This is a genomic window from Paenibacillus sp. MAH-35 (genome assembly GCF_058135425.1).
Genome location: NZ_JBYUPU010000002.1, coordinates 12,295 through 25,748, shown reverse-complemented (window position 1 = coordinate 25,748; position 13,454 = coordinate 12,295). Strand labels below are relative to the sequence as shown.

Genomic DNA, 13,454 nt, shown 5'->3' with positions numbered 1-13,454 from the left:
GATGGCGCAGCAGCATTCGGCTCACAGTCAGAACGGGCATGGCGGCCACGGTCATGAAGGCCACCATGAGGAAAGCCACGGCTCCCTTAAATCTTACATTATCGGTTTCCTGCTTTCGATCGTACTAACGATTATCCCGATCGTCGTCGTCATGAACGATTTGATGGAGAGAACGGGAACGATGCTGGTCCTTCTGGTGACGGCCGTGCTTCAATTCCTCGTTCAGCTCGTGTTCTTCATGCACCTGAAGGAAGAGAACAAGCCTCGCTTTAACTTGATGGCGCTCATACTCGGGTTGCTTATCGTACTTGTCATTGTGGTCGGTTCGATCTGGATCATGACTTACAATAAAGTGGCCGTGTAACAGGTTTCACGAGCGACTTCATCTGTCTGACTAAGTAGGAAGCCCTTATTCGAACTTCGGATAGGGGCTTTCGTATTGGCTGGCCGCTTACAGGTTGGTATAATGGAACTAATAGTAAATCGGCAGGAGGGGAAAAGGGTGGCTGTTCGGCGTCTGAAACCGAAAAATGACTTTATTTTTCAAAGATTATTTGGAGAACAGGATACGAAAGAGAGTCTGATCTCCCTTCTTAATGCGATTTTACAGTTACAAGGGACTGAAAGCATTGCCGATATCACGGTAATTGAAAACAAGCAGCTGGACAAACTGTTTATTGATGATAAGACAGGGCGGCTGGGCTTGAAAAAAACAGTTGCGATCAATCTGCTCGATTTTCATCTATTTAGCTTCGAACGATTTCACAGCACGTTTCATTTTTATGAAGATCATGAAGAGCGATTTATGCTGACAGATGCGATGGAGCTCCATTTTATTGAATATCCGAAGTTTGCGAATATGAAGAAAAACTTGAATAACCCGCTGCACCGATGGCTGTTGTTTTTGGATGAGAAGCTGCCCGAAAAGCAATTAGAGGAGTTGATCCGGATGGACCCTGTGATCAAAAAAGCGGAGGAACGGCTGGAATGGTTGAGCAGTGATGAAGAAACCTTGCGGTTGTACGAAGCCCGGGAGCATTCCCTGATTGAAAGGAATAGCTTGATAGCCGAGGGGAAGGCCCAGGGAAGAGCCGAAGGAAGAGCCGAAGGAAAAAAAGAAATCGCCAAGCAAATGCTGGCGAAAGGATTGGAACCGGCGCTTATAGCGGAGCTTACCGGCTTGCCGCTTGATGAAATTCGGGAAATGGCGAAAAACGGCGGATAAGTCGTCCGTTTCTTTGAATCCTTCTGTAAAAGTGGCTCTCTCCAATGGTGCCACAAGTGAGACGATCACAATCCTGGAGTCGAAAGAATAAAAGCCTCTAAAACCACTTTGGAAGTGGGGTAGAGGTTTTTTTGTGTCAGAAAGCAGATCGAAGCGGATACCGGATACAATCCAATCAAAATTCCGCTCGAAGATACGGCTCCCTTTTCATCTTCGGGCTTTTGCCATGGCATAGTTATCGAAAAATAAGCGGCAGCCGGCATATGCGTAAACTATACTTAGTGGGAAATATATACATAGAAGTGGCTTGACAGAAGTCGAATTCACATTATAAACTTAAGTTGTAATACATTTAGATATGACGTAACACAATAAGAGACGTAAGGTAGGTTTGGGAAGTTTTGTTATTGTTGCACAAAAAATCGCAGATGATTACATACCAGGGGGCCAGTTTGGACACTGCAAGATCCATTTGCTTCAATGAAAGGGAGATGTCTGTCGACATCTGCGACTTGATCGGCTTTCCTCTTTTGAGAAAACGCTTACGAACAATGGGACGTAACCAAAGACAGGAAGAGAAGGTGGAAACGGATGAAAAAGCTAAGTGTAGTGGAGCATCGGATTTTATGCAAGGACGATCAGTACAACTCGTTCCCGAGTATAACGATGCGCCGGGACGGGACATACATCATGACCTTTCGCCGGGCGCCCGACTGGCAGAAAACGTTCGGGCATGTGAGCCATATCGACCCGGCTTCGTTCGCGGCCAAGCTGGAATCGCCTGACGGAAACGGCTGGGACTCGGCTCCGTCGGTCCTGTACGACGATTTCTTCTGCGGAGTTCAGGACCCGCGGCTGCACGTGATGCGGGACGGTACGCTGCTGTGCACGTTCTTCAAGTGGAAAGTGACGGAGAAGGGAGATCCCGTACCGGAAGGCAGCTTCTCGCATAACGTATACGGCAAATGGACGGGGACGCTGGTCGGTTCGTTCTCGATCCGGTCGACGGATGGCGGGAATACGTGGGATGAACCCGTGCAGCTGCCCGGCACCAATGTAGCCATTCAAGGAGACTGCGTGGAGATGGAGGACGGCTCCGTACTGGCGCTGACGTACGGGCAAGACAACGGCGTGTCCAACGTTTATGTGCTGCAATCGCCCGACCGCGGCTTAACATGGACACAAATATCCGATATCCCGGGCTGCGACGGCTACCATTTTCACGAGCCGAACTTGCGCCTCACGCCTTCCGGCAAGCTGGTCGCTTTTATCCGGACGGCCAAAGTGTCCAAGGGCGCCAACCCAGGCTTGCCCAACTCGCCGCTGTATACAGCGGAGTCGCTGGACGGAGGATTGACATGGAGCCGGCCGGTTCCGCGCGCCCACTATTCGCCAAGTCCATTCCATGTGCTGGACCTCGGCGATGACGGCGTATTCGTTTCTTACGGATACCGGTATGAGCCGTTCGGCATACGCGCATTTCTGCTGAATCCGGAATGCGACAACTGGGAGGAGGCCGAGGAGCTGATCGTTCGCGAGGACGGCGGCGGTAGCGACATCGGTTATACGAGCGCGGCGCGGCTTCACGACGGTACGATCCTGCTGACCTATTATTATTTTGATAAAACGGGTGGAATCCGGTATATCGCCGGAACCGTGTGCAGCTTGCAATAATAGACGGAACAACTGGCGAGGGCGGAACCAATCATTTATGATCAGGGGGTCTCATCAATATGAAAAGCAAATTAACCGGATTGACGGCACTGCTTGCCGCGATTGCGCTTCTCGTCTCCGCCTGCGGCGGAAAAGACGGACAGCCCGGAAAGACAGGAGAACCGCAGCGGGCACCGGAAGTCAAAAAAGATCCGATCACGTTGTCCGTCTTCGGGCTCGGCGTGAAGGAGGAGGAGTTCAACGACCGGTTCCGGACGCACCTGGAGAAAAAGTTCCCTTACATTACGTTCAAATATATATCCCCCGACAAGGGCAACTCGCTGCCCGAACTTGTGGCGCGCGGCGAAACGCCCGACCTCATCCGGACCGACGTGCCGAACCTGAAAAACAACTACCTCGACCTCAAGCTGGGAACCGACCTGAACGAATATGTGAAGAAGTACAATTACGACTTGAAGCGATTCAACGGCCCGTTCGTTCAGGAGATGATCGATGCGGGACAGACCGGAGCGTTATATGGACTCCCTTATCCCCCCTACTTCCCGATGGTGCTGACCTACAACAAAAACTTGTTCGACCAGTTCGGCGTCCCTTACCCGAAAGACGGCATGACTTGGGATGAAGCGTACGATATCGCCAAAAAGATGAGCCGGGTTGAAGGGGGCAACGTCTACCGCGGCTTTGCGGCCAACATTATGGCGATGCTCCGGGACAATCCGTTCGGCTATCCGATTCTGGATCCAAATGCGGACCAGTTGTTCGATACAGAGAAATGGAAGCTGCACTTCAGCAACTTCCTGCGTTTTTACGAGCTGCCGAACAACAAAATCGCGCCGACGAGCGGTGATGAGATTACAAACGTTTTCAACAAGGGCAACGTGGCCATGCAGATTAACCAACACAGCCAGTACGCCCCGTTTCCGAAAGAAATCGAATGGGATATCGTCTCGTATCCCGCCTATGCGAACGGACCGAAAAGCATGGCGTGGAGGGGACCCGCTTACTGGTCCATCTCCGCAACCAGCAAACATAAAGACGACGCCTTCCAGGTTATCGTCGAGATGGTATCGGACGAAGTGCAAATGGCGGATTCCCGCAAGGGCATGCTGCCGACAGTTGTCAAAAAAGAGATTCAGGACGCATTCGCCAAAGACCGTTCCGATTTGCAAAGCAAAAACATGAAAGCGCTGTTTTATTACACGGAATGGGCCCCGTACTCGCCGAAGCGGAAAGCCGGCGCCGCGAACGTCGCTACGGTTAGCCAGCAAAACTTGATGGCCCAGACGTTCCACGATGTCGCTTCCGGCAAGGTTGATATGAACACCGGCCTCAGACAGCTCGACGAGAAGCTGAAGCAGGAGCTGGCGAAGGATAAGAGCAAGTAACCAAGTAATCAGGCAACATGCCCTTTACAATTTCTTAGCGTACAGAAAACATTCCGTAAACAATTAACCGATATGATGTAGGTAATATCATACGGGTTGAGACGTGGAGAAAGCCCGATCAGAACGCAAGCGGATTCCGTCAGGAACGCTTCTTCTCATCCGGCTTTTTTTGCGTTTCTTTTGTTTTGTACCGACATGAAAATCAACTGAAAAAACGGAGGCAGCAAGTTGAACCAGACACCTGCACAAGCACCGGCGCAAGCCCGCGGACTAATGTCCGCAGCTCCAGCCAAGAAGCAAGGCGCAGTAAGAAAGGCACTGCGCAAACATTGGCAGCTGTATTTGCTCCTGACGCCGGTCGTCCTATATTTCGCGATTTTCCATTACTGGCCGATGTACGGCGTTCAGATCGCCTTCAAGGATTTTATCGCGACGAAAGGTATTTGGGGCAGCCCTTGGGTCGGGTTCAAACATTTCGAGCGATTTTTCGACAGTTACTTTTTCTGGAGGCTGATCAAAAACACGCTCGGCATCAGCTTGTACGAGCTGGCCGTCGGTTTTCCGATTCCGATTCTTCTCGCCCTGATGATCAACGAGGTACGGATGAAAGGGTTCAGCCGATTCGTGCAGACCGTAACGTATGCGCCGCACTTTTTGTCCACCGTCGTCGTTGTCGGCATGCTGATGATGTTTTTGTCCCCGTCCAGCGGGCTCGTGAACATGGTGATCCGGGCGTTCGGCGGAGAACCGGTCTTCTTTATGACCGAACCGGCATGGTTTAAGACGATATACGTATTTTCCGGCGTCTGGCAGCAGATGGGCTGGAGCTCGATTATTTATTTGGCGGCGCTCGCCGGCATCGACCCGCAGCTGCACGAAGCGGCCAAGGTGGACGGGGCTTCGCGGCTGCAGCGGATCTGGCACGTCAACTTGCCCGGCATCCGGCCGACTATCGTGATCCTGCTGATCCTCAATTTCGGCTCGCTGATGGGAGTCGGTTTCGAGAAAGTGTTTCTGATGCAAAACTCGCTGAATATGGAAGGCTCCGACGTCATCTCGACCTATGTATACCGGAGCGGCATCCTCGGGGCTCAGTACAGCTTCTCCGCCGCTGTCGGGCTGTTCAACTCGGTCGTGAACTTCATTCTGCTCCTTACGGTCAACCGGATCGCGAGGAAGGTCAACCAGGTCAGCCTTTGGTAAAGGGCACACAGCATCAAGAAGCTTAACAAGGGGGAACTACCGATGGAAGCCCGAAGTTACGGGGATAAATGGTTCGGAGCGGTGAATGCGACTTTGCTTGCGTTCGTATCGCTGATCGTGCTGTATCCGCTGATTTACGTCCTGAGCGCCTCGATCAGCAATCCCGCAGCCGTCCTGAACGGGGACATGTGGCTGGTGCCCAAGGAGGTTACGTTCGCGGGATACAGCAAAGTGTTTGAAAATAAAGAGCTGCTGAACAGCTACGGCAATACGATTTTTTATACGGTGCTCGGTACGGCGATCAACCTGGTCATGACGGTGATGGCCGCGTATCCGATGTCGAAGCGGGATTTGAAGGGACGCAACCTGCTGATGGCGGTTATGGTGTTCACGATGTTTTTCAGCGGCGGCCTCGTCCCGACCTATATGCTCGTCAAGCAGCTCGGTATGACCAATTCGTTCTGGGCGCTCGTGATTCCGAACGCGGTATCGGTGTACAACATCATCATTATGCGGACGTTTTTCCAATCGAGCATACCGGGTGAGATTCAGGAGGCGGCTGCGATCGACGGCTGCTCGGAGATGAGGATTTTACGGTCGGTCGTGCTCCCGCTGTCGATGCCGATTATCGCGGTGATGATTTTGTTTTACAGCGTCGGACATTGGAACGCGTACTTCAACGCCTTGATTTATTTGACCGCTCGCGAAGATTACCCGCTTCAGCTGATTCTACGGGAAATTTTGATTCAGGGTCAGATGGAGGAGATGGTGAATGCGGGAGACAGCTCGCACGCCAAGACGCTTCTCGATCAAGAGGCGGTCAAATATGCGGTCGTCGTCGTGGCGAACCTGCCGATCCTGCTGCTGTACCCGTTTTTGCAGAAATATTTTGTCAAGGGTGTTTTGATTGGGGCTATAAAAGGCTGACCGCCTTTTTGGCAATAGATATGGAACATAGGAAGCACAACACAGGGAGGAACTTGAATCATGAGATGGAAAAAATGGACGGCGTTGACCGTGTCTTCGGTTATGACAGCCAGCCTGATCGCTGGCTGCGGAGAGGCTAAAGAAACCGCAAGCGGAACGAGCGGCGCATCCGGAAACAAAGAAACCGAAGTCACGCAAAATGTAAATAAAGCGGGCATGCCGATCGTGAAGCAGCCGATCGAGCTGACCTTCTTCACCGGTCTGGCGGCAACGAACGGAAGCAACAAGTTCGAGGAACGGCTCGTCTGGAGCGAATATGCGAAAATGTCGAACGTGAAAGTTAATTTCCAGACGGTACCGTTCGAGAATTTGACGGAGAAACGCAATCTCGCGCTCGCGAACGGCGACTATCCGGACGTCTTGTATTCGGCGCGGGTGCCCGCTTCGGATCTGATGAAATACGGCGGCCAGGGCGTCTTCGTCAAGCTGAACGATTACATCGACAGCTACGCGCCTAACCTGAAGAAGCTGATGGACAAATACCCCGACCTGCGTAAGGCGCTGACGATGCCGGACGGCAATATTTATTCGTTCCCGTCGTTTTACAGCCCGGAATTTCTGCCGATGCTGATCGGCACTCCGCTGTGGGTGAAGAAGGATTGGCTGGACAAGCTGAATATGAAGGAGCCGCAGACGATCGACGATTTGTACGCCTACCTGAAGGCAGTCAAAACGACCGACTTGAACGGCAACGGACAAGCCGACGAAATTCCGTACAGCGGCACGGGGATTAACCCGCTCATGGAGCAGATCATGGGAGCGTGGGGCGTCGGAACGCGCGGCCTTGGGCATAAGCATGTCGACATCGATCCGAAAACGAACGATTTGCGCTTTTTCCGGACGACGGACAATTTCAAAGAGCTGCTTCAATTTATGAACAAACTGTACAGCGAAGGGCTGATCGACAAAGACGTCTTCACCCAAACCGGCAACCAGCTGTATGCCAAAGGCGGCAAAGACGTGCTCGGCGCGACGATCAACCCGAACCCGAAAACGCAATTTAACGGCGAAGGGTATTTCGGTCTCGGCGCTTTGAAGGGACCTCACGGCGACCAGCTGTATACGCATATCAAAGTACCGATGGTATGGCCAGGCGCGTTCGTCATTACGGACAAAAACAAACATATCGAAGCGACCGTCAGATGGATGGACCATTTCTACGGCGACGAAGGCGCTACGTTTTACTTTATGGGTCAGGAAGGCGTCAGCTACACGAAGGCGGCGGACGGCAAGCTGGAATTCGTCGATGAAATCAAGAAAAATCCGAACGGCTTGACGATGGACCAGGCGCTGACCAAATACGTTACCTGGATGGGCGGAAGTTACCCGGGGTATGTGCAGGAGAAATATTTCAAAGGCTCCGAGACGCTGCCGGAATCGGTTGAAGCCGGGAAGAAGGCCCAGCCGCACGCGATCAAGGAGCTGTGGTACAACTTCAACTTTACGGATGAAGAGACAGAGTTCATGAAGACGAAAGGAAGCGACATCCAGACGTACATCACCGAGATGGAAGCGAAATTCATTACCGGCGCCGTCTCGTTCTCCGAGTGGGACAAGTACGTAACGACCGTTAAAAACATGGGCGTGGCCGATTATTTGAAAGTGTACAAAGCTGCTTACGACCGGTACAACAAAAGCAAGTGATGCGTGAAGAGGAAGAGGTTATACTGCCTCGAAAAAAATAATGCCGAACGCCGCCGATGGGCGGCGTTTTCGGTTGGTGTGGCTACCCTCGCACCTTGCGCCTTGAACGCTGAACGCTGCACCCCGCACCCCGACTCCAACCCCAAGCCCAAACCTCAAACCTCAAACCTCAAACCTCAAACCTCAAACCTCAAACCTCAAACCTCGAAACTCGAACCCTCGCTCCGCACGCCAGACCACCAATCCCTGCACCACTCAACCGCCGGCTTCCCGGCTACGGCACGTCAACTAAATAGAGGTCTTTCGCAGCTCTTATTTCCTCAAAATGAGCCGTCCGAACGGTATTAGGAGCTGTTTGCGGGACTTTCCTAGTTAGTGTTCCAAAACGCCGAAATCCCTTGTCGCACAAGGAAAAAAGCGTATTACCTAACAAATTATTAGAGCCTAAAAAACTATTTCCATATTGAAATCCCAGAGAACCTTGATTTTAAAGGGAAGTTAGAAATTTAACAAGGAAAATAATGTAATATTATGGGAGTGAATTCAGGAAATTAAGTATATATTTTGGGAATATTAGTTAAATTTGACCGTGTATTACACAATAACTAGGAAAGTCCCGTTTGAGACTCTTATTCTCCAAGTCCGCTTTTTCTCCAAAATAACGTGTACAAACGAGACTGTCGATTCATTGTGTAGAAGTGATAGCAGGCCGTTCCAAGTGAAAAGTTACCTTCTTCTGCTCAGACAGATTGTCCGGAATCCCTTGATTTCATAAGGATTGTAAGGTAGGGGATTCCAGACAAAACTCGCCAGAAGGTAATCTTTTCCCTTTCCACTTGGTTGTCCACAATGAATCGACAGCCTCACAAACATCACTTATCCCAAATATGCAACAATTGGCGATACCCAATTTGGCCCGTCCGGACAGGAATCTTCCGGTTTATCCCGAATTTAGTAAGGAGATCAAGGTAAGCAGGCAAGGGGGAAACGATTCGTGAAATTGATACATACCGCCGACTGGCACCTGGGCAAGCTGGTGCAGGGCGTATATATGACAGAAGACCAGAGACACGTGCTCCGGCAGCTCGTGGATACGGTAGAGCGCGAGAAGCCGGATGCGGTCATCATCGCAGGCGATCTGTACGACCGGGCCGTGCCGCCGACCGAGGCGGTCGACCTGCTGGACGAGCTGCTGGAGCGGATCGTCATCGGCCTGAATACGCCGGTGCTGGCCATATCCGGCAATCACGACAGTCCGGACCGGCTGAACTTCGGGACCCGGATCATGGAAGGACGCGGCCTGCACCTGGCCGGTCAGCTGCGGGCGGAACCGCGTCCCGTCGTGCTGCGGGACGAATACGGGGACGTGCACGTTCATCTCGTTCCGTACGCCGACCCGGCTCAGGTCCGGCACCTGTACGGGGACGAGTCGATTCGTTCCCATGACGAGGCGATGCGGGCGATTGTTACACGGATCGAGGCGTCGATGGACCCAGCAGCGCGCCACGTGCTGGTCGGACACGCCTTCGTCACGCCCGGCGGCGAGCCGCAGGACAATACGAGCGATTCCGAGCGTCCTCTCTCGATCGGCGGGGCGGAGCATGTGCGGGCGGAATATTTCCGGCCTTTCCACTATACGGCGCTCGGCCATTTGCATCAGGCGCACTACGTGCTGCAGGACAATATCCGGTACGCAGGATCGCCCTTGAAATATTCGATCTCCGAGGAGTCGCACCGCAAATGCTTTTACGTAGTCGAGCTGGACGCGCAAGGCACGGCGGCGATCGACCGGCGCGAGCTGGTCCCGCTTAGGGATATGCGTCGGATAACGGGAACGATTCAGGACATCGAGACTCATTCCGTCTGCGACGATTACGTATTTGTAACACTGACGAACGACAACCCGGTTTTGTTTCCGATGGAGAAAGTACGGGCGGTTTATCCGAATGCGCTGCACGTCGAGCGAAGGCCCGAGGGAGTCAGAGTCAGGGATGCGGCTGAAACGGCCGAAGGGACGGGCAATACGCCGGAGCGGCGGCGGGAAGCCGATCCGGTCGCGCTGTTTGCGGCCTTTTACGAGGAAGTGAAAGGCAAGCCGCTCGAAGAGGAGAAGCGGCTGCTGTTTGCCGATACATATGGAGAAGTGTTCAAAGAGGAAGGGGACGCCGTATGAGACCGATCAAGCTGACGATGCAGGCGTTCGGTCCGTACCGCGATTCAGAGACGGTCGATTTCCATAGGCTGGAGGATCGGCGGTTGTTCGTTATATCCGGTAATACCGGCGCCGGGAAAACGTCGATTTTCGATGCGATCTGTTTTGCGCTGTACGGTTATGCGAGCGGAGAGGACCGCGCGGAGCCGCGGATGCTGCGCAGCCATTTTGCCGACGATGAAACGCATACCGCCGTTGATTTCGAGTTTGCCGCGGGCGCGCGGACGTACCGGATCTTTAGACAATTGCCTCACCGGAAAGGGGCGAACAAAAGCGAAACGGGCGGCAAAGCGGAGCTGTACGAAACGACAGAGGGCCAAGAAACGCCGTGCGTCGACCGGTTCACCGTCGGGGAAGTGAATGCGAGGCTGGAGACGATCCTGGGGCTGACGAGGGAGCAATTCAGTCAGATCGTCATGCTGCCGCAAGGAGAATTCCGCAAGCTGCTCACTTCCGATACCGACAACAAGGAGGATATACTCCGGCGCATTTTCCGGACCGGTCTGTACCAGAGACTGGAGGAGCGGTTCCAGCAGAAGCACCGGGAGCTGAAGGACGCTTATAAAGAAGCGGCGTCGAAGGCCGACGTGTACTTGAAGCAGACGCAGGAGACGATGCCGCTTCGCGAGGGCAGCGGGCTTGCCGCGACGTTCGGCCAGCCGACCTGCAACGCGTCGCAGGTGATGGACGGTCTGGCGGAGGAAGCCGCGTATTATGACGGCCTTGCCCGCACAGGCGCCGAGCGCAAAGGCGAATTGACGGCCCGCCTCGAGAAGCGGGAGGACGAGCTCCGCGAGGCGCTGCTGCTGAACGGCCGGTTCGCCGAGCTCGGGCAGAAGCGCGCAAGGCGCGAGGAGCTGGAGCGTCAGCGCGAGGATGTGGCTGAGCGCGAGCGGCGGCTTGCGCTCGCCGAGCGGGCGGCGCGGCTCGAGCCGTACGCGGAGCAGGCGGCGAAGGCGGTGCGGGACGCCGAGGCGAAGCGCCGCCAGCTCGCCGCGAAGCAGCAGGACGCGGCCGCGGCGGCAAGCGCGCTCGCGGAAGCGGAGGCGCGCTACCGCGGCGAGGAGGCGCGCGAGCCGGAGCGCAAGGACGCGGAGCGCGAGCTGCAGCGGCTCGCGGACCTAACGCCGGCGGTGCGCCAGCTCGACGCGCTGCGGCGCGAAGCGGAGCGGCTCGCCGGCGAGGAGCGGGCCGGCCGCGCGAAGCTGGCGGCGGCCGAGGAGGCGCTGGCCGGCGTCCGCGAAGCGAAGCGGGCGTGCGCCGAGCGGCGCCACGCGGCCGAAGCCGAGACGGCGGCGCTGCCGGAGCGGCTCGAGGCGCTCGATCGCATGCGGCAGCAGGCGCGGCTGCTGAAGGAGCTGAGCGAGCTCGAGAAGCGGCTCGGCGAGCTCGGCCGGCTCGAAGCCGAGCAGGAGCGCGAGCTTCGGCGGATGCGGGCGGAGCACGACCGGCTCGAGACGCTCTGGATCGAAGGGCAGGCGAGCTTGCTGGCGGCGCATTTGCACGACGGCAAGCCTTGCCCGGTATGCGGAAGCGCCGATCATCCGAGCAAAGCGGCCGCCGGGGAGGTGATTCCGTCGCGCGAAGCGCTGCAGCAGGCGAAAGAGTCGCTGCGCCATGCGGAGCAGGAGTTCAGCGCGGCGAAGGCGCAAGCGGCGGCGGCGCGGACCGGCTGGGACGCCGGGGCGAAGGAGGCGTCCGAGCACGGCATCGAGCCGGCAGCCCTGGCAGAGCAATATGCACGGCTGGAAGCCGAGGGCAAAAAGCTTCGTGCGGAGACGGACAAGCTGAAGCAGCTTGCCGCTTCGCTGCCGGCGCTGCGGCAGGAAGAAGCCCTGCTGGACCGGAAGCTGGATGAGCAGCAAAAGGGCAAGGACGATCTTCAGCAGCGCCAGCAGCAGCTTGCGGTGGAGAGCGGCTCGAAGCAGTCGCTGCTCGCGAAAGAGCTGGAGCGCATTCCGGAGGAGCTGCGGTCGCCGGATCTGCTGGAGCGGCGGATGAAAGCGCAAAGCGCGTTCGTCGCCAAGCTCGAAGCAGCCTGGAAGGAAGCGCAGCAGCGGCTGCAAGCGGCGCAGACGAAGCTCGCCGCCGAGAAGGCGGGCGAAGTCCAGATGGCCGCGCAGCTGGAAGAAGCGGAGAGCAACCTGCGGCAGGCCGGGGAGCGGTTCCGGCTGGAGCTGGCGGAGAGCGGCTTCGCTTCGCCGGCCGAATATGTGGAGGCGAGGCTGGCGGAGGCGGAGCGCCTGGCGCTGCGCGAACGGATCGAGGCATTCCGCCAATCGGTCGCGGCGCTGGCGGATCAGATCGCCGAGCTGGAGCGGGAGCTTGCCGGGCGCGAACCGGCCGACACCGGCGCGATGAGCGCAGCGCTGGCGGAGCAGAAGCGCGAGCTGGAGCAGGTGCTGGCCGAGATTCAGACGGCCGAGCGGTACCGCCAGGAGGCCGAGCGGCTGAGACGGTCGATCGAGGCGGCGCAAGGCAAAGCCCGCGAGCTCGAAGAGCGTCTCGAGCAGGTGATGGACCTGTACCAGATGATCAAAGGCGACAACCCGCTTAAGATATCGTTTGAGCGATACATACTGATCGAATATTTGGAGCAGATCTTGCAGGCGGCAAATGCCCGGCTATCGAACTTGTCCAACGGACAGTTTATGCTGCAGCGCAGCGACCGCTTGGAGAAGGGCGGCAAGCAAAGCGGCCTTGGACTCGACGTTTACGATGCTTATACGGGGCAAAACCGCGATGTCAAAACGTTGTCCGGCGGCGAGAAGTTTAACGCTTCCCTATGTCTGGCGCTGGGGATGACCGATGTCATCCAGTCTCATCAGGGCGGTGTCACGATCGAAATGATGTTTATCGACGAAGGCTTCGGCTCGCTGGACGAGGAATCGCTCGGCAAAGCGGTCGCCACACTGGTCGACCTGCAAAAGGCGGGCCGGACGATCGGCGTGATCTCTCACGTGCAGGAGCTGAAGGACGCGTTCCCCGCCGTACTCGAAGTGCGCAAGACGAGGGAAGGGTATAGCCGCACGGAGTTTGTGTTAAAATAACCGGCTCGCCGTTACCCGGGAAACCGGAACATCAAAGATCGCCCCCGCTGTGATGGCAGCGGGGGCGATTTTTG

9 protein-coding genes are annotated in these 13,454 nt (G+C 55.8%); all 9 read left to right on the top strand.

Annotated features, from left to right (window positions below; genetic code table 11):
* Position 1: 1 nt before the first annotated feature.
* The 9 genes from cyoD (at position 2) to AC3Y2E_RS01890 (ending at position 13,380) form a co-directional block, all read left to right on the top strand.
* The gene (gene cyoD, locus AC3Y2E_RS01930) at positions 2–364 is read left to right on the top strand and encodes a cytochrome o ubiquinol oxidase subunit IV (protein WP_190932316.1); all 363 of its coding nucleotides are present in this window, start codon (positions 2–4) and stop codon (positions 362–364) included.
* Between the two features lie 138 nt (positions 365–502).
* Complete coding sequence (locus AC3Y2E_RS01925) at positions 503–1,225, top strand: Rpn family recombination-promoting nuclease/putative transposase (protein ID WP_379206573.1); 723 nt, start codon at positions 503–505, stop codon at positions 1,223–1,225.
* A 591-nt stretch (positions 1,226–1,816) separates the two neighbouring features.
* Positions 1,817–2,899 (top strand): sialidase family protein, encoded by a 1,083-nt coding sequence (locus AC3Y2E_RS01920; protein ID WP_379206571.1) that lies wholly within the window; start codon positions 1,817–1,819, stop codon positions 2,897–2,899.
* A gap of 59 nt (positions 2,900–2,958) precedes the next feature.
* Positions 2,959–4,284 (top strand): ABC transporter substrate-binding protein, encoded by a 1,326-nt coding sequence (locus AC3Y2E_RS01915; RefSeq protein ID WP_379206569.1) that lies wholly within the window; start codon positions 2,959–2,961, stop codon positions 4,282–4,284.
* Between the two features lie 273 nt (positions 4,285–4,557).
* Positions 4,558–5,487 carry an ABC transporter permease gene (locus AC3Y2E_RS01910; RefSeq protein WP_379207209.1) on the top strand — a complete coding sequence of 310 codons (930 nt, stop codon included), beginning with the start codon at positions 4,558–4,560 and terminating at the stop codon, positions 5,485–5,487.
* A 42-nt stretch (positions 5,488–5,529) separates the two neighbouring features.
* The gene (locus tag AC3Y2E_RS01905) at positions 5,530–6,414 is read left to right on the top strand and encodes a carbohydrate ABC transporter permease (protein WP_379206566.1); all 885 of its coding nucleotides are present in this window, start codon (positions 5,530–5,532) and stop codon (positions 6,412–6,414) included.
* Positions 6,415–6,474: 60 nt separating this feature from the next.
* Positions 6,475–8,118, top strand: a complete 1,644-nt coding sequence (locus AC3Y2E_RS01900) for an extracellular solute-binding protein (RefSeq protein ID WP_379206564.1) — start codon at positions 6,475–6,477, stop codon at positions 8,116–8,118.
* A gap of 994 nt (positions 8,119–9,112) precedes the next feature.
* Positions 9,113–10,291, top strand: coding sequence for an exonuclease SbcCD subunit D (locus tag AC3Y2E_RS01895; RefSeq protein ID WP_190932310.1), 1,179 nt, complete (start codon positions 9,113–9,115; stop codon positions 10,289–10,291).
* Positions 10,288–13,380: an AAA family ATPase gene (locus tag AC3Y2E_RS01890; RefSeq protein ID WP_379206561.1), complete on the top strand. Its 3,093-nt coding sequence runs from the start codon at positions 10,288–10,290 to the stop codon at positions 13,378–13,380. The genes AC3Y2E_RS01895 and AC3Y2E_RS01890 overlap by 4 nt, the downstream gene beginning before the upstream one ends.
* The last annotated feature ends 74 nt before the right edge of the window (positions 13,381–13,454 follow it).